We start from the raw sequence: 26,700 nt of genomic DNA on the forward strand, positions 1-26,700 counted from the left end.
AATTAATTAGGGAGTGGTTTTTATATGGAAAAGGAAAAAGATACATATACAAAGGAAGAAGTACAACAAATTGTAGATGGCTATGTGAAATTATTGCAAAGCCAAGAAGATATGATACAAAAATTAAAAAACCAACTCGATAAAGACAACATACAATTTGAAAAAAATAATAAAATGTTAGATAAAATTAGTAAATTAATAGAAAGTGAGGAATAAAAATGTTAAGTGCGGAAAAAATGAAGTTCTTAAGACAATTACATAATTTGTCACAGAAGGATATAGGAGATTATATGGGAGTTTCTAAAAATTATATAAGTATGATAGAGAATAGGAAACATCCTTATTCTAAGGAACAGCATGACAAGTATATAAATGCTATTTATGCAGTATCTACAGCAAAGAAAAAACAGAAAGAAGATACTACTGAAATATTAGATGATGTTAAAGAAGTTGAAGAAAATAATAAAGATAAAGAGGTTGAAAATGTTGAAGAAGTTCAAAAATCAGATAAAAAATCAAGCAAAAAAACCACTAAGTAAGGAAGAAAAATTTAATATGATGATGGAACAGTTTAAGAAAAAAAGTCATGAAATAATAAAAGACTCCCAGCATAAAAAACATACAAAATCTGAAGAGAATAGATTAAAACTGAAAATTAATAATGACAGAAAACTTAAAAATGCTAAAAAATATAAATAATATATATTTTTAAGGTGGGTTGGATAATCCGACTACCATTAATGAGTGATAGGAGATGAGTAAATTGGAGATTAAAATTAAGAATTTAAAAATTGAAGGAGTTGAAATAATGGGAAAAATGACATGACTCTAATTCTTCTTAAATGAGAGAATTAGAGTAAAAATTAACATACCCAGTTTGACTAGGTCAGTTAAAAAATAAAAGTCCCAGTGATGGACACGAATTAAAGAATAAAATATAAATACATAGTAAGAAGAGTTAGAGAATGAAGTTATTCCCTAACAATTATGAACAAAAAATATGCAGCAAAATTTCCAGAATGGACAAAAAACAATAAATATAATATGTGTCTTAGTGATGATTTAGATAGTTTATTTAGTACAATTTTATTAAATAAAATATTAGGATATGAAGTAACTCATTTCTATGATTTTAGCAATATTTATAAAGCAATAGACTACAAAGCCAATGACGATGTTATAGCGGTTGATGTTGATACGATATATACAAAATGCTGGTCAAATCACGTTGTACCTTTTGATAATCCAGATAGTGCAAATTTGAATCAAGTTGAGAATATAGACAGATATAACTACTATTCAAAATATGCAGGTTCAACATTGCTTGAAATAATTAGTTATTATAATTTAAACATTAACAGTTTATCTGAGGAAGCAAAACTGGTATTACTTGCAGTTGATTCAACATATTTAATGTATAATTTCAATAAAGATAATTGTAAAAAAATATTAGCAAATGTATTGGAACTACCAGAATTATTTGAATTATGCAAAAAATATTCAGACAATAAATCTATATTCTATAAACTACAAGACAAATATAATCTTAAAAGCAAAATATACATAGATGATAATGGAAAATTGAAAACTGATATTAATTTAGAAGGACTATCAAAATTGTTTGGTATGTCTTTTATTTTGCTTAAAAATAAATTTAAGGCAACACATACATTACATATAGAGCATCTATATGATGTGCAACTAGATAATTTTATTAAGGAATTACAAGAAAAACATCAAAGTATTTTTAGTGCAGCAAGGACAAGAAAAAATTATATAAAACTATCATATTTAAATTAATATTGAAAAGGAGTAATTTATAATGGAAAAGAAATTAAATGAAAAATTAGAAAATGTAATGAGGGCAATTAATATAGGTCAGCAGATTTATCTAGGAGAAGAAGGTTTAGATGTAATTGAACTAAGTCAAAATAATGGATATATTGTATTAGATATAACGGATGATAATGACAAATACCAGTATACATATAAGTTACAGCAAAATGATACAGAAGAAACAATAATTCGTGGCTTGATAGATAGTATATATCAGGAGAATTTACTACCTCTTAAAAATAATATCAAGAAAGCAAAAAAATATCTTAAAAGAAAAATAGAAGAAATATATAGATGTGAATATAAATTGGAAAATTTAAGAAACAATCACGTATATGATCCAGCAAAGAAAGATCCAATATTGGCTGAAGATGTAATCAATCATGAGATATTTTTAAAATATAGAGAATTAGATTCAAATAAAATTGATTATGAACAGTATAGTCTCTATAAGAATATATTATTCCAATCTCTAAAAGAATTGGAGGTTGCATAATATGTCAGAACAGATAAGATGGGAAGTCAGAAGAAGTCCTTATGATTCACGAGACTATAAAATATCAAATACAAAATGGTGGAAAGATATACAGGCAGAACATGAAAGGCAGGAGCAAGAATATAATAAATTAAATATATTCCAGAAAATATTATATAAGTTTAAATAAAAAAGTAAAGGGGACGATATAACGTCTCCCCTTTAAAATTACAGAGGTTATTTAATGACCTTAGTTAGGAGATATTTGAAGATGGAAGAAAATAAAATAATTACATATAACATAAGCAATAAATATTTAAGTGATGCTTTGAGTTGGTGTGGGTATCACTATTACAAGTTTATTGCAGCAGATGGCAAAAAGATATATTCTTTTGAAAGAACTCCAGAGTTTATGGAGTGTTTACACCAAATAGTAGAAACAAAAAAATTATATGGAAGAGAATTTTAAGCAAAGGTACTGATTTTAATAGGTCGGTATCTTTTTTTTATTATCGAAAAAATGAAGGGAATTGATATTATAAATGGAAAATAGTTATACATTAATAAAAAATGATACTGGAGAAATAGTTGACGAAAACTTTGGTTTTGAAACTTTAGAAGATAGAGAACGTAAAAAACAAGGTGCTATAAAAGCAAAAGACTTTGAAGAATTTAAACAGTTTCAAAAGGAGAAAATGGGTAATTTTATATTTTTTTTATATAATTCATTAGATGATTTAAAGAAAGTCTTATCTGATGCAGACCTATGTAAATATATATATTTGGCTACTTACATAAGGAAAACTGGCTATTTAATGTTAGATAACAATAAATATATGACTAAAAAGAAAATGCAGGAAGTTTTATTGGTCACAAAAGCAAATTTTAATAAATTTTATAATAACCTTATAGAAAATAAATTACTTATTGAAGAAGAAAAGTCCAAAAAATATAAAATAAATATAAACATATTTTGGCGTGGATATGAAAAAGATTATAAAAAATTGACTGGTAATAAATTAGAAGATTTTACTAGAATATACATAGATGCAACTAGAGAATTATATAATCTTAATTATAAGAAAACAAAGAAATTAGCAATAGCATATAAATTATTACCTTATGTAAATTGGAAGTACAACGTGTTATGCTCTAATGTTAAAGAAATTGATAAAAATAAAATAAATCCTTTAACAATAAAAGATGTAATGAATATTACTGGTTATGATAAGTCACATATGGCAAATTTTAAGAAAGATTTTTATGGAATAAAGTTTTATGATTACATATTATTTAAGACATTGCAAGATGATCCAGATTATACAACTTCAACAATAATAGTAAATCCATTATTTGCTTATAGAAATAAAGAAATGGAAGAAATACAAGGTTTATTTGTAATATTTAATATAAAAGTAAAACATTAAAACCTCACAACCGTTGATATGACTGGTATACAGAGGACAACTCGCAATCAGCGATACATATTTGACCTATAACTCGCAATCAGCGATACATATTAAAAACCTGTAATCCATTGATATGACTAGGTTTGTGGGTGATATTTACCCACTTTGTCCCTCTTTACTCTTAGGATATAGGCACTCATTCAGAGGAGAGACTACACCAAGGAGAAATACAAAAAGTATGAACAATGATTAAGTTAGTACATATATATTTAAAATTATAAAAAGTTGGCACTTTTTCAAAACCTCATATAAATAAAAATAATATACTATATAGAGTTTTAAGAAGTGCCAACTTTTGAAATATTAAAAATAAAAAATCTAATATACATTCAATTTTGATTGGACTTGCGGTTTTTGCAAGGACATATCAAAATTATGAGGTGTGTTGAATTGCGGTTTTTGCAATTCATAAACACCGAACAGTACATACAAGTAAATTTAATTAATAAGGTGCAAATTTTGCATTAAAAGGTATGTATAGTAATTATATATATTAACACCTTTTAGTGCATTTTTTTGCACCTTATACTGACTAAGTTAAGTTTAGGTTAATATGTAGTTTCCCAACGGGGCAAATTAATTAAAAATTATTAAAGTTCCACGAAAACAAGTTTCGTTCCACTTTAAAATTTATTAATTAATTTGATTTTAAATTTTTTTTGAAAAGGAGAGATTTATTAATGGCAAAAATAAAAAAAGATAAAATTAATTTAGATACAACTCTTATAGATATAAGTATATTACTTAAAGGATTTAGGCAGGAAATAAATATAAATACTACTATAGCAGAATCTACAGAATTTGTGGACTGGTTAAATAACAATAAAGCACTACAAAGTAATAAGGTAGAAGATAAAGAAAAATTTACTAATAAATATTTTATTTTCAATGATTATAAGATGAAGAAAACTATTTGTGTTAATAAGGATCAGATAAAAGCATTTAGTGTTCCGTTTTTTACTGATGCTGGAAATGATGAAATTGAATTTAAATATTTATATTTGAAATAAGGGTATACTCCAAAACGGGTGTACAGGTATACCGATGGATTTTAAATCGACCACTTATATAATTATATACTGGAGCATTTAAAATGCAGTGGTTGACCTGTACGGCTATTATGACATTACATCAATTAATTATCATTGGTAATTTTGCTTGATGAACATAATGTTAATGAAGCAAAACACAATTGGTGACCAAAATAATTTGGGTGACCAAAATAATCTTAATGGAGTTACTCATGGTAATCATAAAATTAAGGATAGAAATAATTTCGTTCCTAAATCCTATGAAAATGGCTAAATGTATTATGGAATTAGAAAGAATTTATGGGATAAGACAAGGTAGTGCAGGAAATTCCGACCCACATTTTGTTGGTGGGCTAACTCAAGGAAAAATAGCAAAACAATTAGGTATACCTCTATATGACTCATAGAGCCGTTTTAAGACATTTTATCATTCAAAGGTATAATTAGTATAATATAGAATTATATGGCTTAAAATGTGGCTCATTAGTGGATAGCGTTCCCTTGCTAAGGGTTTGTATATAAAATTAACTGGTATTCATTTGAAGGTCAGTTATAGGTATATTCACAATAAGAATACCTAAGTTCGGTAACCAATTGAAGCACCTTGCCAAAATAGCATCACGTTTAAAACAGGTCGGTTCTAACGAGGTGTTTTTTATAAGAATAATCCCAAGAGTTTGGGAAAATAACTGCCTAAGTTAAACTTAGAATGTTATTACCGAAAATTAGTTCGTAAATAATTGATGTCACTGAAAATGATAACGGATTTTAAATCTATTGGCAGATATTAATGTCATAAGTTTAATTTATGATATAGGAAGACCTATTATATTCGTTAACGCTTGGAACGGTAACCAATACCTAAGCATATTAAATGCAGCGGAACATATCAGTAAAATAATTGGATGTCCTTCTCAGGGATAACCAATTATATGTTATCACAGAGTCAACAGGTTCTAATGATTCATGCAGTATGATCACACATAGTGATCTTAATTCCCTATAGGGGGAATTTTCACTTATCCAATTATTTTTGATAAGCAATCATTAAGTATGAGATATTTATAAATCGGTTAAATCTATTTACAAAGGGTACTCTAAAAAATGAGTATCCTTTAATTTTGTCTGACTGACGGAATACAAAGGGTGTCCCACTCTAGGATATAAGAATAATTATAATTCGCCATACAAGGCGATTTTGTAACCAATATATATATTTAGATACTAAGTTGTCCATGGGTGGAAACTATTTGACCTCATGTCAAACTTACCATAATCCAAAATTGGATTGTGATGGCAAAATTAACCCGTTACATTTTGTGACACTGAGTTGCACAGAGGACTGAATGTCCCTCACATATAGCATCCTCTATATTTGCATTTTAATTAATCTACAATGTTGCTATGTATAATTAGTCATATACTACATACAGGATTAATTTATTTGATGATATAGGAACTAAAGTGGCTAAAACCCTTATAAATCAATGGTTATAGAGGGTTTGCCTATAGTAGCAGAAAGTGTTGATATATAAGGACTTTAGAGGTATCTAAAAAATTAGTGAAAGGAGAAATTTATAAATGAAAAAGACTGTAAATGATGATATAAAAAAATTAATAAAATCTAATGTAATTAAGATAAGTTATTTTGTTAAATGGTATGTAGATTCAGATAGATCTGAAAAAAGTTATGACAAAGAAATAAAGGGCATGACACAAGTTGAATATGATACTGCTATGAATGACTGGCTTACACGTGAAGATGTACAGGAAGCAATAAAAGCATATTTGAAGCAAGTACAAAATTTAAAAATGCTTGATATTTATAATAGTATGTATAATAAAGCAATAAAAAAAGGTGATGTAAATTCGGCTAAATGGTGCGAAGATTTTTTTAAAAGTGATTTCTTTAAAAATGGAGAAGATGAGGTTAATGAATATCTTGATGGAATTAATATACCTGGACTGCAAGGTGATAAATAATGTCATTGAGCATAGAAAATGCTAAGAAATTAAAATATTTGTGGCAGGATGGACATGAAATTAAATGGATAGGAGCATTTATTAAAATAGTTAATAAAGATACTAAAATAGTACCTTTTATACTTACACCAGAGCAAAGAAAATTTGTTGAAAATATTAGTAAATATAATATTGTACTTAAAAGTAGGCAATTAGGATTATCTGTATGTACAGTTGCTTTATCTATAAGACAGTGTATAGTTTATCCTAATTCAGCGTGTTTATTAGTATCACATGACCAGAAGAGTTGCAATACTATTTTTGATAAATTAAAGCAGCAGTTTAATTCATTGCCCGATTGGTTAAGACCTAAGACAATTGCTAACAATAGAATGGAAATTAAAATGGTAAATGGTAGCAAGATTACTTGTGTATGTGCAGGAAATAAAGATGTAGCAAGAGGAGATACATTACATTTAGTACATTTATCAGAGTTTGCATTTTGGAAGATGCCACAAAGACAACTTAATAGTATTACCCAGGCATTAGCACCAGATGGAAAATTAATTATTGAATCTACAAGTAATGGTCTAAATTATTTTCATGATCTATATTTCCAAGCAAAAAACAATGAAAATTCTTATAAATCATTCTTTTTTAATTGGATTGATGGCAGCACATTATTTGAAAAGGACTATGTGAATAGTGTTGAAATATATAAAGCAAAACATGATAATAAATCACTTACTAAAGAAGAATTAGATGATGAAGAAGTAGGATTAATTAAATTAGGTGCTAGTATGGAACAATTAATGTGGAGAAGATTAAAAGTTGCTAGTAGTGGATTAGATGCTTTTCATCAGGAATACCCTTCTACAGATATAGAAGCATTTATAAGTACAGGTGCAAATATATTCAATAATAAAAGAATTACAGATGTGCAAAGAAGTATTCCAAAGAATAATTATATAAGGAAAGATAATTTGATTGACTTGCCTAATGAATTGAAGAAATATTATGGCAAGTCATTTTTTGTGTATAAGACAAAGAAGGCAGGAGAACGTTATTTTATTGGTTGTGATTTATCTGAAGGTGTTGGACAAGATTTTAGCGTATGTGAAGTATTCTCCCAAGATGGCATACAGGTAGCGGAATTCTATAGCAATAAGATTAAACCTTATCAAATGGCAGAAATAATTGATACATTAGGCAGATATTATAATAAAGCAATATTAAATGTTGAAAGAGCCAGTGGTGGTAATAGTGTTATTGAAAGATTGAGATATACTTTCAAATATCAGAGAATATACAAGCAAAAATTATTTGATGAAAATAATAAGATGATAACCAGATTGGGATTTGATACCAATGCTAAAAGTAAAGGGATTATTATAAATGATTTTGTTGAAAATTTTGATACTGGAGCAATACAAATTAATTCAGTAAGACTGCTTCAGGAAATGCAGGTTTTTGAAATAAGTGATAGTGGAAGTATGGGTGCAGTTTCAGGTCAGCATGATGATAGTGTAATGGCTACAGCACTTGCATTATATATTATAAAGCATGGAATAAATTATAAATGGTAGAAAGGATTGATTAAATGGATATAAATGAATATATTAATAAAGTATATAGTGGTGATCCTGAATGGTTTGTTCAAGAAGCAAGTCAGGGATTTCATTTAAATAGAATTAATAGAACAATAAGCAATAAAGAATATCTTCATGGAGTACATAGAATATTACAGAAAAAAGATATGCAATATAAAGGTAAACAATATAGAACTAAGAAATTAATTATACAGGAAGCAAAAACAATATTAAATTTTCACAGTACATATTTACTGGGAAAGCCGTTGTCATTGACGGGTTCTGAGAATAAAGTAAGTGAATATCAAAATATATATAGGAAAGGTAATTACAATCAGGTAGATTATAATATTATAGATAATATAGGAAAGTATGGAGATGCTTACGAATACGTATATTTAGATAATAATAAGAACATTGTATCTAAAATAATAGATTCTGCTGATGGCTATCCAGTTTATACTGAAACTAATGATTATGTTGCTTTCATAGAATACTGGACTGTAAATGCTATTGATTACTATAATGTATATTATCCAGATAGGGTGGATAGTTATAATAATGAAAATGAAGGTATTAATATAATATCAAGTAGTCCTAATTTAAGTGGACTTCCTATACATTATCATAATAAAAATGATTGGAATATTAACTATGGAGAATCTCTATTATATGATATATTGCCTATTCTTGATGAAATAGAGGACTTATTATCCAAGTTAGGTGATAGTATATATACATTGTCATTAAGTCCTATACCAGTAATTACAGGACAACAAATAGAAGGTACAATTGATAAGGATGCAGTAGGTTATTCCATTTCACTTGAAAATGGTAGTGATATGAAATATGTAAATGCTACTATGGATTATAATACCATTAAAATGTATATTGATAAATTGGAACAGAAACTCAATTTTGTAGCACATATGCCAAGCATTGCAACTGGTGGTAATGGTAATATATCTAATGTATCAGAAGTTAGTTTGCAGATACTTTATCAACTGGCTGATGTATATGCAATGGTAAATGAACAATGCATAAGAGCAGGATTAATCCAAAGGTTTGATATGATAGATAAGTTACTATCATTAAAGGGAGTAACGTTTAGTGATGATGAATATATTGATGTAGAATTTAATTATAGTAGACCAGTAAATGCACAGGATTTATTGAATGAATTGAATACTCAGTATAGTATGGGTGCTATTAGTAAGAAAACTATTATTGAAAAGAGTCCCATTACAACTGACGTAACGCAAGAAATGGACAGATTGAAAGAAGAAGGGGGAAGTGATAATATAAATAGTAAGGATAATAGCGGTATAAGTAGCAATAATAGTGGAAATAATAATGATAATGCTAAGAATAATAACACATATAAATAATATGTAAACAAATTGTAAATTATATATGAACAATATATGAACAATGGATTGATAATGGATTGATATATAGTAGTAATATATATGTAGTAATAATGATTATTATATATTAATTATTATTGTAAACCTATAATTATATTTGGTTAACAATTAATGATGTTATACTGACTAGTCAGTCAGTTTTTAAAAAGTCTATATTGTTATGGAAAAAATTGATTTTAAGGTATCTTTTAAAAAAAATAGAGATATTGTTAAAAAAATTTAAAAAATTTAAAAATAATTTTTAAAAAAATATTATATAGTATTTAAAACCATGTACACTACAACAATATATAACTTAACCGTACTAAAGTATGATAGAGGTGCTGACATATTATAAATGTATAATATACGTCAATATACAAAAATAATGCAAGTATATACATTATACAATAATTAACATAAAATGAATATATACAGTAATATACATAGTTTTCTGCATAAATATACTGTATAAATCTAAATGAGAATATATGATTTACGAAATAAAAAAGCGAAGTTAGCGGTATGCCAGTGATATCAACGGATAGAAGGTAATTTAAGATACTTTACTAAGTTCGCTAAGGATTTATTTAGCGAAGTTGATGTATCAATTGAATTATATTATCAATTAGAAAAATTATAAAAATGTATAAAATCCATAGAATATTCAATAAAAATATTTTGGCAGAAGGGCATAGAGATATGCTTTTTATTTGATTTAAAGTAAAATATTTCCCAAAAAATAATAATCAATCACTCTTTTTTCTGACAAGCCCTCTATGTTAGTACAATTTTTACCCACAGCAAAATTTGACTTTTTATAAATATAATTTTCAAATCTGAATTGCCTTCAAACGGGTTAATGTGGTACGTTTGAGGGCATTTTATGTCATGAATATTGCTGTCCTGACATGAATATTTTAGAAGGAAATTTTTAATATAATAGAATATTTTAGCAGGAAGTTATCATGTTTTGTAGAATATTAAGTCATATAAATACAGGATTAATGATAAAAAGGGGGGATTATTTTGAAATTAAATAAGAAAACATTTATAATTATTTTTTGTTTTATTATTAGTATTTTTATGGTTGGATGTGGGGATGATTCATCATCAAATTTTAATGTAGGTGAAAAAATTACATTATCAGCAGATGCTCCAGTATGTTCATCAAAAGATAATGTAGATAAAATGATTAATTATTTACAAAATAAGAATGAACAAGCAATTGAAGATATGGAGAATAATGGAGAAGCAAAAGTTATTCCTCAAGGATCTGATGTAACAATAGTTAAATTAGGTACGGTAATAGAAATAGAGGATTCTGATGGACAAGATTGGTATATTCCTTCTCAATCTTTAAAGTAAGTAAAAAAATAAATGGAAGAGGGTATTTTATATGAGTAATGACGAAGAATGTTGTATATGTGGAACAGGAGTTATTACATTAGGTTCGGTTGTTGATCCTAAAAATAAATATATTTGTGGTGAATGTAATAAGAAAGGTTATGATGTGTGTAAAATTGATAATAAAGTTTTTAATAAAAAATTCAATCAAAATTTCAAGTTAAATAACAAAGAAATATATAAATTAGAAGGAAATTTAGAAATATTAAATAATGAAATAAAAATTAATAATTCATTAAAATATAAAGTATGTAGTGAAAGATGTTTTAATAGATTGTATTTGAAAAAATATATAGAGGAATTAAAAAGTTATTTAGGTCAAATGTTACAAGGGGTAGATTATAATATATTTAATAATAATCTTCAAAACGAAAATATAAAATTGATAAAATATAAAATAAATGAATTAGAGATTTATAAGAGTCAAATTAATAAATAATGTTAAAAGGTGTTGCTGCATAGCAATGCCTATTTTTTCATGTCTAAAAATAAATAAATCTAAAAAATAGAAAGGATTTGATATAAATGGGAACTGTAAAATACAGTACAATAAAATCCAGTAATGGTGTAATTAAATTTAATAGTACAGATGCAACAAAAATACAAGAATTTGACTGTAATAACTATGAATATTTAAGAATTTATATGATAAATGGCGGTGGATTTAAAGTATACATTAATAATTCTACTGATTATATATTAGTTGGTGGTAATGATGGATTAAATGAATTATTATTAAAAGATTTTGCTATAAATCACGTGAAATTTGAATTTATAGGTGATATATCAGGACAATTACAATATTATTTATGCAAATAATGGAAGGGAGTATATAAATGAACGTATTAGAAAGATTAAAAACTGAACTCAGCCACAAAGATTATTTTACGGATGATGAATATAGTATGTACTTATCTGAAAATAAATTGAACTCTACAGATACATATAATAAAACTACTATGCAGCGTAATTTATTATTAACTGTAATAGACATATTGGAAGCAATAAGCAATGATATTGACATAATGAGAAAAGTGGAAGACACTACTACAAATATGAGTGTATCTGAATGTGCAAAATACCTTGAACAGAGAATTGAAAGAATCAAAGATAAAATTGCAACTTTACCTGATCCAGATGATACAGGTGAAGATTCTAATGTTTTTATGTTATTTACGTCAGATAGGTAGAAGGTGATTAATTGAATACAGTATTAAACTTTTATAATCAATGTATAAAAAGAAGTGGCTCACAACTCAATAATTATAAAAAAACTATCTTCTTTAAGGGATTAATTAAGGAAATAGATGATAAATTACAGTCCATAGATAGTAAATATCTTTTTACTATGGAAGATTTGCCACAAGGTACTGAAATATCATGTGGTAATATAAATTATTTGGTTATGACAAGAAATGAAAAAATCAATGAAGTATATTACAAATATACAATACAAAAGCAACCTTATGATGTTAATTTTGCACCAGGGGGTATACTTCAAAGAATACCCAGTATTATTGAAACTAAAACTGTAGATATACAGACAAATGAAAGTATTATATTACCAGCAGGAAAGATAATCATAGTTATAAGCAAAAATACTACAACGGACAAAATAGAAGTAAATGATAGATTTATAACTATGGGTTCAGCATGGAAAATAAGTGGACTTGATAAATCACAGGAAGGATTAATTAAAGTAAATGCAGATATAGACCAAACAATGACAGGTGATGATTTAGTAAATGAAATAACTAATGGAGTAGTAAAACCTTTTTATACATTTAATATAAGTCCCAATCCTGTAAGTATAAAGAAAGGACAAACACAACAATTAAGTGTAGTTTTAAGCGAAAATGGTACTACAATAAATAATCCTACATTAATATATACAAGTTCAAATGAGAATATAGCAACAATAGATTCTAAAGGATTAATTACTGGAATCGGTGAAGGTTCTTGTAGTATAGATATAACTTATTATGGTGATTATGATACGGCAGACACAAGTGTTAATATAGAAGTAAATGCTATTGCAGACCATAATTATATATTATCTGTTTCACCTGAGAGTATTAGCATGGATACTGGAAATACTCAACAAATAACAGCAACGGTTACTGACAAGGGAACGGCGATAAGCAATCCTACTTTTACATATAATTCAGACAATACAGGAGTTGCAACGGTAAATAATACTGGACTCATTACTGCTATAAGTGCTGGAACTGCAAATATTACTGTAAGTTATATAGGTGAGGATGGTAATACATATTCTAAGACAATACCTACAACAATTAATGAAGCATTGGCAAAAACTATAGCAATTACAAGTACAGCAACAAACCCTAATAAGATTAAATTAAATAATACACAGAATTATACTATTGCTGAAACAAGTAATGGAAGTACCGTAACAGATACATTTACTATTACTGCAAGTGGTTGTGATTCTAGTTATTATACTGTTACTAGAACAGATAATAATAACTTTAGTATTACTAATTTAAAGGGTGATGGTACGCAATATCTAACTATAGTTGCTTCAAGTACAACTAATGCTACAGTAAGTGGAAGTATTAAAATTAGATTAGCAGGAAGATGGTAAATCTATCTTGACAAGATAATCATGAAGAGTTATGCTTAAATCAATTCAAATGTCAATTTGATGTGTAGAATATACTATTTATATTGTAATTATAGCAATATGTAAATAAACAAGTAATCTAAGGGGTATAAGTGAAACTTCAAAACCGTGTTGCCGTGCTAAGACCACGACGGGTGGGTTCGATTCCCACATATTCCCGCCATAATGATAATGAAAGACGTTAATATATCAAGGATTTGCATGAATTATTACATTCATGCAAATCCTTTTTTATCTGTCTACTTGACAGGGAACTTCAAATCAGTAATTTGTTTTAGTTATAACATGTTCTTGGAGGAGATGGTTTCAATGGAATATCCTCCATTCTTGTAACTTTAAGAGTAACTTTTACAATCATTTTTTCAAGAAGTTCATTAAAAGTAACGGCCCAATCTGGTGCACCTGCTTCTACAGGGTTAGGGCTCATTAACTCATCTTTTTCACCTTCTACAACAGCACTTAATATTTCAACATGGTCAGTTGGAAGAAGTGGGCATGATGCATTTACTATAACAAATGTTGAAAATTCTATTCTTGTTGTAAATTGGTCTAATGGTCCATCTACAGCCTCCGGTGTAAACTCTGCTATTGTCTTGTAATTTATATTTTTATCAATAAAGCCATCTATAATTACTTTTTCTGCTCCTGGAACTAATAACGTATTTGTAATTACAACTTCTTTATCAATATCTTTAATACGAAATACTGGAGGACTAGGTGGTGAAATTGTTAATACTTCAGTAACTAATTCTTGTTTTTCTCCTCTTCCAACAATTACAGGCACTTGCATAAATGCTTGGTGACAATTAGTTGAACTCATTTTATCATCCATATTGTTTAATACTCCTTTTGTTATTTTAATAAGATAGCTCAATCGTAAAAATGATTAGCTAAAGCTTATATTATACATATATAAATTTTTGCTTAGTATATTTTATGACTATATGTGTATTATGTTACTAATATTTTATTAAAGTCTTTTTAACGAAACACGAGTATTAAAGTGGAATAAATGATTATATAAGTAGTAAAAAATAAGTTTCGTATACAGTAGAAATTTTATAAAACTAAAGAAGTTTTTATAGAAAGGTGAGACTATATGTTTGAATGGTATGGTAAACCGTGGAGCGAAGTTGTAAAAAAACTAGGCAGCAGTATATATTCTGGCTTAAGTGAAGCACAGGTTAGATCTTATAGAGATAAATACGGCGATAATAAGATAATTATACCAGATATTAGCGGTATAATTATCTTATTTATAAAGCAAGTTAGTCAATTTTGGATGTTACTTATGCTTATTTCTGTTATTATGTTTTTTTATACTGGTGAGTATAAAAATGGAGCTATAGCACTTTGCGTAATTATAGTTAATGCCTTATGTGCGGCTATAGAAGAGTACAATAATGATAAAAGTTTAAAAGAATTGCAAAGACTAAATATAGGTTACACTAGAGTTATGAGGCACGGCGCAGCTTCAAATATTCCAATAGAGGAATTAGTGATAGGCGATATAGTTATAGTTGAGAGAGGTCAAATTGTACCAGCTGACTTGAGGATTATAGAAAGTAATAATTTGAGAACTAATGAAGTATCAGTAACCGGTGAAAAATTTATATGTGAAAAATATGAAACTAAGATAGAAGATAAAGGATTAAGATTGTCAGATATGAAAAATATCTTATTTAAAGGTTCAAAAATTGTAGCTGGGCATGGTACAGGTATTGTAATAGCTTCAGGTGGTAAGACTCAAATAGGAAAAATAATAGAATTATTTTTGCGAGAAACCACAGAAGAAAAGTCATTTGATCAGAGAATTAACGAGATTTTAAACTTTTTTAGCATATTTATTATAGGCGGTACAGCTGTCAATTTAGCGTTGAATTTATTGAATAAACAAAATGTTTATCATAGTATAAACTCATCTGCAATAATTTTACTGAATTCACTGCCTCAAAGTATGATGATTATTTTGACTATCTTATCTTTCGTGTTGTTAAATCAAATGAGAAAAAGGGGAATGGTGTTTAAAAATTTATTTACGATAGAAAAATTTTCATCTGTAAATGCTGTTTGTACTGATAAAGTAGGTGCTTTTTCTGATGAAAAAGTGTATGTAAGTAAAGTCTATGTTGATAATACAATCATAGATAGATATGACGAACGTTTGATGAATATTAAATTCCAAAGTGAAGCTGAATCATTAAAAAGAATTTTAATTATAGCACTGCTTTGTAATGATACTATAATTTCTATGGGTGAACTTGTAAACCCAAGAGATGATTTAATGGAAATTTCATTAGTTGAGTTTGGTATGATGATTCATGTAGATAGTACAAAGTTGGAGGATGAGCAGATTAGAGTAAATGTCATACCATTTGATACTGATAGAAGGATGATGACAAGTATAAATAAAGTAGATAAAAACTACAGGGCATATGTAAAGGGAGCAGTTGATTCCATTTTAGATAGATGTACTCATATATTAAAAAATGGAGTTGAAGTTGAGATAACAGAAGATGATATTAATTCAATAAAGAATGCAGATATAAAGATGTCAAATGAATCTTTAAATGTAATGGGATTTGCATATAGAAATTTTAATTATGAACCAAGTTTAGAAGAAAATATTGAGAGTAATTTAGTATTTGCAGGATTAATTGGATTTGAAAATGTTATAAAAAGTGATTCATATAATGCAATTGAAAAGGGAAATTTTTTAAATGTAAAACCTATAATTGTTACAGAAGATAGTAAGCTTACTGCATATGCTTTTGGCAAAAAACTTGGATTAATATCTAGAATACAGCAGATACTATCTGGAATTGAAATTGATAATATGGAAGACGACGAATTTGAACGGATAGGTGATAAAATAGGCATATTTTCAAGGATAAGTGCAAGGCATAAAATAAAGATAGTTAGAAACTTAAAACGCTGTGGATATACAGTTGCAATTATAGGTTCTAAAATTATAGATTTACCATGTTTAAAGGCAGCAAATGTTGGAATAACAAATTCTAATAGTAATGTCATTAAAAAATTATCAGACGTATTTACAGCAGATATTAATTACAAAAGTTTACTTGATATACTTGAAGATTCTAGAAAAATGGTTAATTCAATAACTAAGATAATTGTGTACATAATGAATTGTAGTTTAAGTATGTTATTATTTAATATTTTCATAGGTATATACAATTACAATATGCCGCTTATAGCAGAAGAAGGACTTTGGTTTAATAATATAATAATTATGCTGTCCTCTATTGCTTTAATACTTAATTATAAAAGTGAAGATAACTCATGTTCATACTCTATTATCAATAAAGATGTTATTATTAGCAGGATCAGCTTTATTATATTAAATTCAATTTTAACTTCAACAGCAGCCTTGGTTACTTTTCAATTGTCATATAGAAATGGAGCTAAAAACGCCCAAATGTTTTCCTTTTTTGTATTAAATATATATTCTGTATTGTTATCACTTAGTTTTTCAAATAGATTGTTTTTTAAAAACAAATTTTCAAATTTAGTACTTTTATTTAATATCATAATTCAAATAATTATAATGTTTCCATTAGGTTTACTTATGATAAAGGATAAAGTTGATACAAGAAATATAATAATATTTACAGCAGTATGGTTTATAATAACTATGTTTTATAAGTTTGAAAAAAATGATAATTATGATTATGACTATGATTAAGTTTACTATAGTTGGATAATATGCTAGGTGGAGGTGAAGAACTTCTGCGTTAAATTTATAAATAGCAGCGGTTGAAAGTTATGAAAAGACCTTTAGTTTATTATTCAATATCAGTTTTTGCAGGATGTTTTTCCATATTGTTATTATTTGAAAATGTATTTTTGGGTGCAGTTGCAGCTGCATCCTTTTTTGCAATATTATTTTTTACAGTAGATAAAGAATTTTTTATCATATGCAGTGCATTTACTGCAGTTGGTATTTTTAGTTTTATGCTGTATTTTAATTTAAAAGTTCCTAAAAGTGCAAATTTACGTGTGATTGATAAAAAAGGATATTATTATATTGCTAACTATAAAGGTAGAAAAGTTAATTTAAAAGGCATAGGTAAATTTGAAATTGGAGAGAAGATAAAAGCAAAAGGTGACTTTGAAAATATAAAAAACCATAATAGTGGTGTAATTGGAACATATGATATAAAAAATTACGAGGTTTTAAACAAAGATTTTATTTATTATATGTACGATTTGAAGAGAAAACTTTATGATAAATTTAGTAAAAATATAGGCCCAGAAAAATCAGCTCTTATAATGTCACTTTGTTATGGAGATACTACATATCTTTCAAAGACACAAAAGGGGCAATTTCAACAACTTGGAGTATTTCATGCTATAAGTGTTTCGGGATTTCATATGGCTATTATATACAAACTATTGGAAAGTATAGCTGGACTTAAATTGGCGGTATTTTTCTCAGCCCTATACGTTTTGTTTACAGGTTTTCAAGCAGCAACTTTAAGGGCATTTATAATGATATTTATATTTAAGTTTTCAAAAATTGTTTTTAAAAATTATGACAGCATATCTTCACTTAGCTTATCTGCATTAATCATACTCGTAGTAAAACCTTATTATGCAGCTGATATAGGATTTATGCTGTCTGTTACAGCTACTTTAGGTATAATTTTGTTTTATAAAAACTTCTTAAAATTATTTAGAAAGTTTCCACAAAAATTGAATGAATCATTGAGCGTAACCATGAGTTCACAGATATTTTCAGTTCCATATATAGCATTTACAATCAAAAATTTTAGCAGCGGTTTTATACTTGGAAATATATTTTTGTTACCTATATATTCAATTATAGTTGTACTTGGGAATATAGCTATTTTTGTATATAATATAGATATTCTTTTTAAGCCATTATGTATTGTTATCAATATAGTAATGACTGCTTTAACTGGAGCAAATCATATTTTGTTAAAGTGCTGTCCTAGTGTCAGTTTTTTAACTTATTTAGATGGAATAGCACTTTCTATTATGTTTGTAAGTTATATGATTTTTAAGATTGGATATAAAAGGTGTAAGTATATACCGTTTTTTATGATTGCTGCTATATTAATTCAAAACTATAGTTTTTTCCCTCAAATATACAGCTTTAAGTTTGAAGAAGGTCAAGGTGTAGTTATAAAATATAAAGATAAAAATATAATGCTGTGCAGCGACAGCGGAGAAAACGTAAAAGATTTTATTAACTTGAAAGATCATATAAAAGTAGATAAGGTAATAACAAATGCTGAATATGGAAACAAGATTAAGATCGATAATGAATTTTATTTAAAAGTACTGCCTCATTCTTTAAATAATATACAATTGGAGATAGATAGAGGAAATTTTAAGTATTATTTTAATGATGATAAACCAGGTAAAGTTAAAAGAAAAGACGAATATATGCCATATGATTATGAAGAAGATTATAATTTATATGTTATAATATTCGATAGAATATTTGCATTTAATTAAAATAATGAGGAGTGTAAATTTTGATAGATATATTTACATTAAATGAAAATTTAAAAAAAGGCAAAGTTGAGAATTGTTATTTATTTTGCGGCAGTGATGAAAAACTTATGAAGGATACTATAGGTTGCATAGTAAATAGAAATGTAGATAAAAATCTTAGAGATTTAAATTATGTGCAATTTGATGGAACTTCTCTTGAAAGTTTTGAACCTGTAATCAATGCATGTGAAACAATGCCATTTATGTCCCGTAAAAAAGTAGTGCTCGTATATAGAGCTTCGTTTTTAAATGATGATAAGTCTGGAAATCCAAAGCTTCATAATGAAAGAACATTTAAAGATATTTATGACTATATAATAGATGTTCCAGGGCACTGCATACTTATATTTTACGATGTTTTTAGAGGTAAGAGATATAAACCTGGCAAAAGAATATATAGACTAGATAAAAAAATATGTGTAGTTAGAGTAGATAAAATAAAAGGACGTCAATTGGAGGCCAGGGTTAAAAATTTATTTGAAATTAGGGGAAAGCAAATTGGAAGAGTAGAGCTTAGGATTTTTTGCAGTTTGATGCAGGAAAACGACTTAAATATTGTAGAAAATGAAGTGGAAAAGTTATGCTGCTATGTTCAAGATAAGCCTATAACAAGAGAAGATATAAAAACTCTTTTCTTTAAAAATAATTATGATGATATATTTGATTTAACTAATCCAATAGCAAATAAAAAGATAAAGGAGTCAATAGAAGTTTTAAATGAACTCATATATAAGGGAGAAAAAATACCTTATTTATTAAATATGATAGAAAGACAGTTTAATAAGCTGCTTAAAATTAAAATTCTTCTGCACTATAAGAAAGATAAACAAAATATAATGCATAGTTTGAATATACGATCTGAGTATGCATATGAAATTACTGCTGCACAGAGTAAAAAATTCACATTTAGACAATTAGAAAATGCTTTAAAGTTATGCCTTGATGCAGAAGAAAAAATTAAAAGTTCTACAATAGATTCCAAAACGGAAATGGAACTGCTTATAATAAATACTATTGTTGGATAAAATAAATAACCGGTTAAAAACCGGTTTATTTATTAAGCACTTAAGTTGTTTAATTTTGCTGATAATCTTGATTTGTTTCTTGCAGCCTTATTTTTATGTATTACTCCTTTTGATGCAGCCATATCTAAAGCTTTAGCAGCAGATACAAAAGTAGTTTTAGCTTCTTCAACATTTTTAGCATCTATAGCAGCCAAGAATTTCTTTATAGTAGTCTTTAGTGCTGATTTAATTATTTTGTTTTGAAGAGTCTTTTTGTTTATAACTTTAATTCTCTTTTTAGCTGATTTTATATTTGCCATAATTTCACCCCCTTATATTTTAATAGGGTCTCAACAGCTTTGGGGAAATGCTAGTGAGTTTCGTTTATTTAACAAATGCTATTATAACATTAAAATTTTATTACTTCAAGTGTTTTTTAGTTACTCATGGTTGTTTTCAAAAAAGCTGTATCGGTTATGGATAGTTAAAATGAAAAAAGGAAAGATAATAGTAAATATTTATTATCGGGAGTGATGGATGTGTTCAGTATTAGAACTGATTTAGCAGTTGAAGCAAAGGAATTTTACGAACAGGAAAATAAAGAGAAGATTTCGGGTGTAGAAGTTGAAGAAAGTAGTGATGAGGATATAAAGATAACTAGTGTTAAAATAGTAAACAGCACTGGAGAAAAGATGATGAATAAACCAATTGGAACATATGTAACCATTGATATTCCGAAATTTACATGTTATGATGGAGAATCTATGGATAAACTCAGTATAGCATTTGGCAAGACACTTAGGAAGATGATAAAACTTGAAGATGATATGACAGCACTTGTTGTTGGACTTGGAAACTGGAATGTAACTCCAGATGCTCTTGGACCTAAAGTAGTTTCTAAACTTATGATAACAAGACATTTAAAACAATTGGTACCAGATAAAATTGATGAGAGGATAAGACCTGTATGTGCAATAGCCCCTGGGGTGCTTGGAATTACTGGAATTGAAACTAGTGAGATAATAAAAGGAGTTGTAAATAAGATAAAACCCAATTTAGTAATATGTATAGATGCACTAGCTTCAAGAAAAATGGATAGAGTTAATTCTACAATTCAAATAGGTAATACAGGAATATCACCTGGTTCTGGAATAGGAAATAGGAGAATGGAAATAAGCGAAAAAACTCTTAAAGTACCTGTAATAGCTGTGGGAATTCCAACTGTAGTAGATGCAGCTACTATGGCAAGTGATACTATAGATATGGTATTAGATTCCATGATAAAGCAAACTAAAAGCGGCGGAGAATTTTACAATATGCTTAAATCTATAGACAAAAATGAAAAGTTTACTATGATTAGAGAAGTTTTAGAACCGTATGGAGCAAACCTAATGGTTACGCCTAAGGAAGTTGATATGGTTATGAACTCAATATCGAGAATAGTAGCTGGTGGAATAAATATAGCACTTCAGCCAAAACTTAATTTAGATGAAATAAATAAATTTTTAAATTAGTACTCAATTGAGTAATATAAATTTAGCCTGTCTCATATAGATTATTATGAATTCATTTAATAATCACATAAGAGGGGGCGATGTTATTATTGAATTACAGAAGAGTAGATAATAATAGCAGTAACTTTAGATTGAAAATTTTTATTTTGATGATGAGCGTACTTTTAGTAATAATTTTACCATGTGCTGTAAGGGCTAATATGTACAGCAGCAGTGTAAATAGAAATTTGTCATATGTTAAAATTTTGAATTATACTATGCCCATCATCAAAGTTACATCATTTAATGAAGAAGATAGAGCAGAAAATAAGTTTTCTATAACATCATCATTATTATCTATGATTGGTTTTAAGATGAACGACCCTGTTTCTGTTGTATCGAAGGAAGTATCTTTTATTAATTTAGGTAAAAATAATTCTAATCCGAATGAATTTAAATTAGATGATAAACAGGTTGCAAAAAATGATTCTAAATCCAATTTAAATAATAATGGATCAAATTCAACGAATAAGGCTGCTAATGTTTATGATCCTAAATTGAAAAAAACATTAAGTACTCAAAAGCCAGAAGTTTTAATATATCATACTCATACTACAGAAAGTTATAAACCTGGAGGTCCTACAAACTTTGACAATTCACAAAATGTATGTGCAGTTGGAGATGAGCTGGCATCCGAGCTTCAAACTAATTATGGAATATCAGCTATAAATGATAGAACTGTACATGATGCTGAAGCTTATACTAAAAGTTATCAACGTTCAGCTGTAACAGTAGACGAGTATTTAAAGAAGTATGGAGACTTTAAACTCATAATAGACCTCCATAGGGATTCTGTTGAGGATAAGAGTGCAATGACTATGAATATAAATGGTGAAAATGTAGCTAAATTTATGATGGTTATGTGCAAAAAAAATCCTCACTTTGATAAGAATATGGAACTTGCAAATAAAATAGTGCAAACATCAGATAAATTGTTTCCAGGTTTTTGCAAAGGAGTTTTTTACTATAATTACGGCACAAGATATTTTAATCAAGATAAGAGTAATAATGCAGTACTTATTGAAGTTGGAGGCGATATAAATACTACTACTGAGGCTAAGGCATCAGCTAAGTATTTAGCTAGAATAATTGCAGAATGTTTAAATAGATAATGCATTCAAATATGAATAAAAATATAAAATATGTACATCCTTAAATAATAGGTTATGTGTGTAAAAAACGTTAAAATCTATAATTTGGGGGTGTATTTTTATTGAAAAATAGAATTAAGGGAATAGTTTTAATAATACTTGTTTGTATTTTTATAATAATCTACGGCTTTATAGTAGTAAGTGGAAACTTACCAAAGTTTATAAAAGATAGATCATATGTTCAAGTTAATTACAATTTTAAACCTTTTAATTTTACTGTAAATGTAGGAGAGTATTCTTTTTATATAAATAAAAAGATTATTACTAATTTAAAAACAGGATCAGAAAGAATTGTAGATGATATACACAAAAATGCCAGCATAACTACGGAAAAGGCTGTTGAAAAAACTAAGGGAGTATTTAATAAACTAGGCATAAAATAAAGTTAATACAATTTCGTAAATTTTTAATTTTAGTATTACTTCTTTTATATTAAGCTTTGTTATGCTATAATTTACTTTGATTATTTAACAGTAGTTAATGGAGGGTAGAGAAATATGCAGAGCCAGAGACAAAAATATATTAGAAACTTTTCAATAGTTGCTCATATAGATCATGGTAAGTCTACACTTGCAGATAGATTAATAGAAAAAACTGGTACACTTACAGAACGAGAGATGGATGAACAAGTACTTGATAATATGGAAATTGAAAGAGAAAGAGGCATAACAATAAAATCTCAAGCTGTAAGACTTGTATATAAAAGAAGTGATAATGAAGAATATATACTAAACCTCATAGATACTCCAGGACATGTAGATTTTAATTATGAGGTATCAAGAAGTTTAAAAGCATGTGAGGGAGCTGTACTTGTAGTAGATGCAACTCAAGGTATACAAGCACAAACTTTAGCTAATTGTTATTTGGCTTTAGACAATGATCTTGAAATAGTTCCCGTTATAAATAAAATAGATTTAGCCAGCGCAAGACCTGATGAGGTAAAACAGGAAATAGAAGACGTAATAGGAATAGAATCATCGGATGCACCCCTTGTATCAGCTAAGACAGGACTCAACATTGATCAGGTGCTTGAAGCCATAGTAAATAAGGTTCCAGCTCCAGATGGTGATGAAGGTGCCCCTCTTAAAGCTTTAATATTTGACTCATATTATGATAGTTATAGAGGTGTTGTATGTCATATAAGAGTTAAAGAAGGAACGATAAAGCAGGGCATGCAAATCAAACTCATGAATACGAATAAGGTTTATGAAGTAGTTGAAACAGGAGTTTTTGTACCAAATTATATGCCTGTTGATGCATTAAAAGCTGGAGATGTTGGCTATTTTACAGCTTCAATAAAGAATGTTAGGGATGCACGAGTTGGAGACACAGTTACAGAATATAATAGAGAGACAAAAGAGGCTTTAGAAGGATATAGACCAGCAGTACCTATGGTATTTAGTGGTATTTACCCTGTAGATGGTGCAAAGTATGGTGAATTAAAAGATGCACTTGAAAAACTTCAAGTAAATGATGCAGCATTATCTTTTGAACCAGAAACATCTGTTGCCCTTGGTTTTGGATTTAGATGTGGATTTTTAGGATTATTACATATGGATATAATTCAAGAGAGAATAGAAAGAGAGTTTAATTTAGACATTATAACAACAGCTCCTTCGGTTATATATAAGGTATGTAAGACTGATAACACTATTATAGAGTTAACTAACCCTACTAATTTACCTGATACCGCTGAAATAAAATATATGGAAGAGCCTATGGTTAAAACTTCTATAATAACTCCATCTGAGTATGTTGGTGCAGTTATGGAATTGTCTCAAAATAGAAGAGGAATATTTAAAGATATGCAGTATATAGAAACTACTAGGGTATCTTTAAACTATGAAATTCCATTAAATGAGATAGTATATGATTTCTTTGATGTTTTAAAGTCAAGGACAAGAGGATATGCATCTTTGGATTATGATTTATGTGGATATAAGGAATCAAAACTTGTAAAACTTGATATACTTTTAAATGGTGAAATGGTAGATGCACTTTCTATGATAGTACCTGAAGAGAAGGCATATGCTAAAGGAAGAGCTATAGCACAAAAATTAAAGGATATAATACCAAGACAGCTATTTGAAATACCAATTCAGGCAGCTGTTGGAGGCAAAGTAATAGCAAGAGAAACAGTAAAAGCAATGAGAAAAGATGTCCTTGCAAAGTGTTATGGTGGAGATATAAGTAGAAAGAGAAAACTTCTTGAAAAACAAAAAGAAGGTAAAAAGAAAATGAGACAAATTGGAACAGTAGAAGTTCCTCAAGAAGCATTTATGGCAGTACTAAAGACAGACGAATAAATGATTTATTGGTGGTGAATCTTATAATGGCTTGTATATCTTTATACGTTCACATTCCGTTTTGCAAACAAAAATGTTTATATTGTGATTTTCCATCTTACAGCGGTAAAGAAAACATCATGATAGATTATGCCAAAGTTTTGGCAAAAGATATAGAACAATCTGTAGAACAAAATGAAGTAAGTACTATATTCATAGGTGGGGGAACTCCCACCTATTTATCTTTAGAAGCGTGGAGAATTATAGCAAAGGCTATAGAGAAAATAAATAAATCTAATAATATAGAATTTACAGTTGAGTGCAATCCTGGAACAATTACAGATAAGAAACTTAAACTTTTTAAAAACATTGGTGTCAATAGACTTAGTATAGGACTTCAAGCATGGCAGGACGATTTGCTAAAAAAAATCGGTAGAATACATAATGTTAGAGAATTTAAGGATTCATTTAACTTATCAAGAAGTTTGGGATTTAATAATATAAATGTGGATTTGATGTTTGGACTTCCAGACCAAACTTTAGAAGATTGGAAAGACACCTTAAGTAATGTTGTAAAATTAAACCCAGAACATATATCATGTTATAGTCTTATAATTGAAGAAGGTACATTTTTTTATGAAATGTATAATAAGGATAAGTTGAGATTACCTGATGAAGAAGTTGAAAGAAGTATGTATAATTATACATTAAACTTTTTAAAAGAAAATGGATACTTACAATATGAAATATCGAATTTTGCAAAGAGTGGAAGGGAGTGCAAACATAACTTAGTATATTGGAACCTTGGAGAATATATTGGATGCGGTGCAGCTTCACACTCATATATAAATGAGATGAGATATTTTAAAACAAGAAATGTTGAAGAATATATTGCTGAAGTTAATAATAACAAAGTTATAAAAGAAAGCCTCCATAAAAATTCACTTAAAGATGATATGGAAGAATTTATGTTTATGGGTCTTAGAAAGATTGAAGGTATATCTGTAGATGATTTTTATAATAGGTTTAAGAGAGATATATATTCCGTATATAATCCTATAATAAAGAAGTATTTAAAGCAAAATTTATTGATATTGGAAAATGGAAGGCTATTCTTAAGTAAGAGAGGAATAGAGGTCTCTAATAGCATTATGTGTGATTTTATACTTGATACATAGTTTACAAATTTTAACTTACATGATTATCTATAGCTAGAGGGAGAAATAAGGAGAAATTATGAGAAAAAGTATACTCATACTAAATTAAAAATGATTTGAATTAATTTAATAATATATAAGCAGTTGACAAAAAAAAATATGAGTGATATTTTTTAATCATAGC

At 27.8% G+C, this 26,700-nt stretch carries 28 protein-coding genes and 1 tRNA gene; 27 read left to right on the plus strand and 2 right to left on the minus strand.

Translation table 11 applies throughout. The features are described from left to right. The first annotated feature begins 24 nt into the window (after positions 1-24). From EBB51_RS02330 to EBB51_RS13535, 19 genes are all read left to right on the plus strand, one after another. Complete coding sequence (locus EBB51_RS02330) at positions 25-216, plus strand: hypothetical protein (protein WP_123052968.1); 192 nt, start codon at positions 25-27, stop codon at positions 214-216. 2 nt (positions 217-218) lie between these two features. Further along, entirely contained in the window at positions 219-539 is a 321-nt protein-coding gene (locus EBB51_RS02335) for a helix-turn-helix transcriptional regulator (protein WP_123052969.1), read from the plus strand. A 16-nt stretch (positions 540-555) separates the two neighbouring features. Then, on the plus strand, positions 556-699 hold the full coding sequence (locus EBB51_RS13585; RefSeq protein ID WP_190285308.1) for a hypothetical protein: 144 nt from the start codon (positions 556-558) through the stop codon (positions 697-699). A gap of 288 nt (positions 700-987) precedes the next feature. Continuing rightward, positions 988-1,800 carry a hypothetical protein gene (locus tag EBB51_RS02345; protein ID WP_123052971.1) on the plus strand — a complete coding sequence of 271 codons (813 nt, stop codon included), beginning with the start codon at positions 988-990 and terminating at the stop codon, positions 1,798-1,800. Positions 1,801-1,822: 22 nt separating this feature from the next. After that, positions 1,823-2,332: a hypothetical protein gene (locus EBB51_RS02350; RefSeq protein ID WP_123052972.1), complete on the plus strand. Its 510-nt coding sequence runs from the start codon at positions 1,823-1,825 to the stop codon at positions 2,330-2,332. Between the two features lies 1 nt (position 2,333). Beyond that, positions 2,334-2,501, plus strand: coding sequence for a hypothetical protein (locus EBB51_RS13590; RefSeq protein WP_190285309.1), 168 nt, complete (start codon positions 2,334-2,336; stop codon positions 2,499-2,501). Positions 2,502-2,582: 81 nt separating this feature from the next. Further along, positions 2,583-2,780: a hypothetical protein gene (locus EBB51_RS02355; protein WP_123052973.1), complete on the plus strand. Its 198-nt coding sequence runs from the start codon at positions 2,583-2,585 to the stop codon at positions 2,778-2,780. 73 nt (positions 2,781-2,853) lie between these two features. Beyond that, positions 2,854-3,738, plus strand: coding sequence for a hypothetical protein (locus tag EBB51_RS02360; RefSeq protein ID WP_123052974.1), 885 nt, complete (start codon positions 2,854-2,856; stop codon positions 3,736-3,738). A gap of 722 nt (positions 3,739-4,460) precedes the next feature. Continuing rightward, positions 4,461-4,790 (plus strand): hypothetical protein, encoded by a 330-nt coding sequence (locus tag EBB51_RS02365; RefSeq protein ID WP_123052975.1) that lies wholly within the window; start codon positions 4,461-4,463, stop codon positions 4,788-4,790. Positions 4,791-5,023: 233 nt separating this feature from the next. Next, on the plus strand, positions 5,024-5,218 hold the full coding sequence (locus EBB51_RS02370) for a hypothetical protein (protein ID WP_190285371.1): 195 nt from the start codon (positions 5,024-5,026) through the stop codon (positions 5,216-5,218). A gap of 1,174 nt (positions 5,219-6,392) precedes the next feature. Then, a complete protein-coding gene (locus tag EBB51_RS02375; protein WP_123052977.1) occupies positions 6,393-6,794 on the plus strand; it encodes a hypothetical protein in 402 nt (133 codons plus the stop codon). Next, the gene (locus EBB51_RS02380) at positions 6,794-8,359 is read left to right on the plus strand and encodes a terminase large subunit (protein WP_123052978.1); all 1,566 of its coding nucleotides are present in this window, start codon (positions 6,794-6,796) and stop codon (positions 8,357-8,359) included. Before EBB51_RS02375 ends, EBB51_RS02380 begins: the two co-directional genes overlap by 1 nt. Before the next feature lie 14 nt (positions 8,360-8,373). Beyond that, positions 8,374-9,750 carry a phage portal protein gene (locus EBB51_RS02385; protein ID WP_243103894.1) on the plus strand — a complete coding sequence of 459 codons (1,377 nt, stop codon included), beginning with the start codon at positions 8,374-8,376 and terminating at the stop codon, positions 9,748-9,750. A gap of 1,047 nt (positions 9,751-10,797) precedes the next feature. After that, positions 10,798-11,136: a hypothetical protein gene (locus EBB51_RS02390; RefSeq protein ID WP_123052979.1), complete on the plus strand. Its 339-nt coding sequence runs from the start codon at positions 10,798-10,800 to the stop codon at positions 11,134-11,136. A gap of 31 nt (positions 11,137-11,167) precedes the next feature. Beyond that, entirely contained in the window at positions 11,168-11,614 is a 447-nt protein-coding gene (locus EBB51_RS02395; protein ID WP_123052980.1) for a hypothetical protein, read from the plus strand. A gap of 86 nt (positions 11,615-11,700) precedes the next feature. Beyond that, entirely contained in the window at positions 11,701-11,994 is a 294-nt protein-coding gene (locus tag EBB51_RS02400; protein WP_123052981.1) for a hypothetical protein, read from the plus strand. Between the two features lie 17 nt (positions 11,995-12,011). Then, a complete protein-coding gene (locus tag EBB51_RS02405) occupies positions 12,012-12,365 on the plus strand; it encodes a hypothetical protein (protein WP_123052982.1) in 354 nt (117 codons plus the stop codon). An 11-nt stretch (positions 12,366-12,376) separates the two neighbouring features. Further along, on the plus strand, positions 12,377-13,783 hold the full coding sequence (locus EBB51_RS02410; RefSeq protein WP_123052983.1) for an Ig-like domain-containing protein: 1,407 nt from the start codon (positions 12,377-12,379) through the stop codon (positions 13,781-13,783). A gap of 122 nt (positions 13,784-13,905) precedes the next feature. Further along, positions 13,906-13,985: transfer RNA gene (locus EBB51_RS13535), tRNA-OTHER, on the plus strand. A gap of 111 nt (positions 13,986-14,096) precedes the next feature. Here the strand turns inward: EBB51_RS13535 and EBB51_RS02415 are convergent. Next, a complete protein-coding gene (locus EBB51_RS02415; protein WP_123052984.1) occupies positions 14,097-14,654 on the minus strand; it encodes an SPOCS domain-containing protein in 558 nt (185 codons plus the stop codon). 267 nt (positions 14,655-14,921) lie between these two features. Between EBB51_RS02415 and EBB51_RS02420 the strand changes: the two genes are divergently transcribed. From EBB51_RS02420 to holA, 3 genes are all read left to right on the plus strand, one after another. Continuing rightward, positions 14,922-17,528, plus strand: coding sequence for a cation-transporting P-type ATPase (locus EBB51_RS02420; RefSeq protein WP_123052985.1), 2,607 nt, complete (start codon positions 14,922-14,924; stop codon positions 17,526-17,528). Between the two features lie 80 nt (positions 17,529-17,608). Next, positions 17,609-19,327 (plus strand): ComEC/Rec2 family competence protein, encoded by a 1,719-nt coding sequence (locus EBB51_RS02425; RefSeq protein WP_123052986.1) that lies wholly within the window; start codon positions 17,609-17,611, stop codon positions 19,325-19,327. 20 nt (positions 19,328-19,347) lie between these two features. Further along, the gene (gene holA, locus EBB51_RS02430) at positions 19,348-20,391 is read left to right on the plus strand and encodes a DNA polymerase III subunit delta (RefSeq protein ID WP_123052987.1); all 1,044 of its coding nucleotides are present in this window, start codon (positions 19,348-19,350) and stop codon (positions 20,389-20,391) included. A gap of 32 nt (positions 20,392-20,423) precedes the next feature. Here the strand turns inward: holA and rpsT are convergent, their stop codons facing one another. Further along, positions 20,424-20,690, minus strand: coding sequence for a 30S ribosomal protein S20 (gene rpsT / locus EBB51_RS02435; RefSeq protein WP_123052988.1), 267 nt, complete (start codon positions 20,688-20,690; stop codon positions 20,424-20,426). A gap of 219 nt (positions 20,691-20,909) precedes the next feature. Between rpsT and gpr the strand changes: the two genes are divergently transcribed. The 5 genes from gpr to hemW all read left to right on the plus strand — a co-directional run bounded on the left by gpr (position 20,910) and on the right by hemW (position 26,537). Next, positions 20,910-21,884, plus strand: a complete 975-nt coding sequence (gpr, locus tag EBB51_RS02440; protein WP_123052989.1) for a GPR endopeptidase — start codon at positions 20,910-20,912, stop codon at positions 21,882-21,884. Positions 21,885-21,964: 80 nt separating this feature from the next. Next, positions 21,965-23,035 (plus strand): stage II sporulation protein P, encoded by a 1,071-nt coding sequence (locus EBB51_RS02445; protein ID WP_123052990.1) that lies wholly within the window; start codon positions 21,965-21,967, stop codon positions 23,033-23,035. 101 nt (positions 23,036-23,136) lie between these two features. Next, positions 23,137-23,457: a hypothetical protein gene (locus EBB51_RS02450; protein WP_123052991.1), complete on the plus strand. Its 321-nt coding sequence runs from the start codon at positions 23,137-23,139 to the stop codon at positions 23,455-23,457. A 114-nt stretch (positions 23,458-23,571) separates the two neighbouring features. Further along, positions 23,572-25,380: a translation elongation factor 4 gene (gene lepA, locus EBB51_RS02455; RefSeq protein ID WP_123052992.1), complete on the plus strand. Its 1,809-nt coding sequence runs from the start codon at positions 23,572-23,574 to the stop codon at positions 25,378-25,380. Positions 25,381-25,406: 26 nt separating this feature from the next. Next, positions 25,407-26,537 carry a radical SAM family heme chaperone HemW gene (hemW, locus tag EBB51_RS02460; RefSeq protein WP_123052993.1) on the plus strand — a complete coding sequence of 377 codons (1,131 nt, stop codon included), beginning with the start codon at positions 25,407-25,409 and terminating at the stop codon, positions 26,535-26,537. Positions 26,538-26,700: the final 163 nt, after the last annotated feature.

Source organism: Clostridium sp. JN-1 (assembly GCF_003718715.1).
In the GTDB taxonomy this organism is placed as follows: Bacteria; Bacillota; Clostridia; order Clostridiales; family Clostridiaceae; genus Clostridium_AV.

Excerpts from the sequence above, each read along its gene's own strand:
- EBB51_RS02330 (WP_123052968.1), top strand. The coding sequence starts at position 25 with ATGGAAAAGGAAAAAGATACATATACAAAGGAAGAAGTACAACAAATT.
- EBB51_RS02335 (WP_123052969.1), top strand. The coding sequence starts at position 219 with ATGTTAAGTGCGGAAAAAATGAAGTTCTTAAGACAATTACATAATTTG.
- EBB51_RS13585 (WP_190285308.1), top strand. The coding sequence starts at position 556 with ATGATGATGGAACAGTTTAAGAAAAAAAGTCATGAAATAATAAAAGAC.
- EBB51_RS02345 (WP_123052971.1), top strand. The coding sequence starts at position 988 with ATGAACAAAAAATATGCAGCAAAATTTCCAGAATGGACAAAAAACAAT.
- EBB51_RS02350 (WP_123052972.1), top strand. The coding sequence starts at position 1,823 with ATGGAAAAGAAATTAAATGAAAAATTAGAAAATGTAATGAGGGCAATT.
- EBB51_RS13590 (WP_190285309.1), top strand. The coding sequence starts at position 2,334 with ATGTCAGAACAGATAAGATGGGAAGTCAGAAGAAGTCCTTATGATTCA.
- EBB51_RS02355 (WP_123052973.1), top strand. The coding sequence starts at position 2,583 with ATGGAAGAAAATAAAATAATTACATATAACATAAGCAATAAATATTTA.
- EBB51_RS02360 (WP_123052974.1), top strand. The coding sequence starts at position 2,854 with ATGGAAAATAGTTATACATTAATAAAAAATGATACTGGAGAAATAGTT.
- EBB51_RS02365 (WP_123052975.1), top strand. The coding sequence starts at position 4,461 with ATGGCAAAAATAAAAAAAGATAAAATTAATTTAGATACAACTCTTATA.
- EBB51_RS02370 (WP_190285371.1), top strand. The coding sequence starts at position 5,024 with ATGGTAATCATAAAATTAAGGATAGAAATAATTTCGTTCCTAAATCCT.
- EBB51_RS02375 (WP_123052977.1), top strand. The coding sequence starts at position 6,393 with ATGAAAAAGACTGTAAATGATGATATAAAAAAATTAATAAAATCTAAT.
- EBB51_RS02380 (WP_123052978.1), top strand. The coding sequence starts at position 6,794 with ATGTCATTGAGCATAGAAAATGCTAAGAAATTAAAATATTTGTGGCAG.
- EBB51_RS02385 (WP_243103894.1), top strand. The coding sequence starts at position 8,374 with ATGGATATAAATGAATATATTAATAAAGTATATAGTGGTGATCCTGAA.
- EBB51_RS02395 (WP_123052980.1), top strand. The coding sequence starts at position 11,168 with ATGAGTAATGACGAAGAATGTTGTATATGTGGAACAGGAGTTATTACA.
- EBB51_RS02400 (WP_123052981.1), top strand. The coding sequence starts at position 11,701 with ATGGGAACTGTAAAATACAGTACAATAAAATCCAGTAATGGTGTAATT.
- EBB51_RS02405 (WP_123052982.1), top strand. The coding sequence starts at position 12,012 with ATGAACGTATTAGAAAGATTAAAAACTGAACTCAGCCACAAAGATTAT.
- EBB51_RS02415 (WP_123052984.1), bottom strand. The coding sequence starts at position 14,654 with ATGGATGATAAAATGAGTTCAACTAATTGTCACCAAGCATTTATGCAA.
- EBB51_RS02420 (WP_123052985.1), top strand. The coding sequence starts at position 14,922 with ATGTTTGAATGGTATGGTAAACCGTGGAGCGAAGTTGTAAAAAAACTA.
- EBB51_RS02425 (WP_123052986.1), top strand. The coding sequence starts at position 17,609 with ATGAAAAGACCTTTAGTTTATTATTCAATATCAGTTTTTGCAGGATGT.
- rpsT (WP_123052988.1), bottom strand. The coding sequence starts at position 20,690 with ATGGCAAATATAAAATCAGCTAAAAAGAGAATTAAAGTTATAAACAAA.
- EBB51_RS02445 (WP_123052990.1), top strand. The coding sequence starts at position 21,965 with ATGTTATTATTGAATTACAGAAGAGTAGATAATAATAGCAGTAACTTT.
- lepA (WP_123052992.1), top strand. The coding sequence starts at position 23,572 with ATGCAGAGCCAGAGACAAAAATATATTAGAAACTTTTCAATAGTTGCT.
- hemW (WP_123052993.1), top strand. The coding sequence starts at position 25,407 with ATGGCTTGTATATCTTTATACGTTCACATTCCGTTTTGCAAACAAAAA.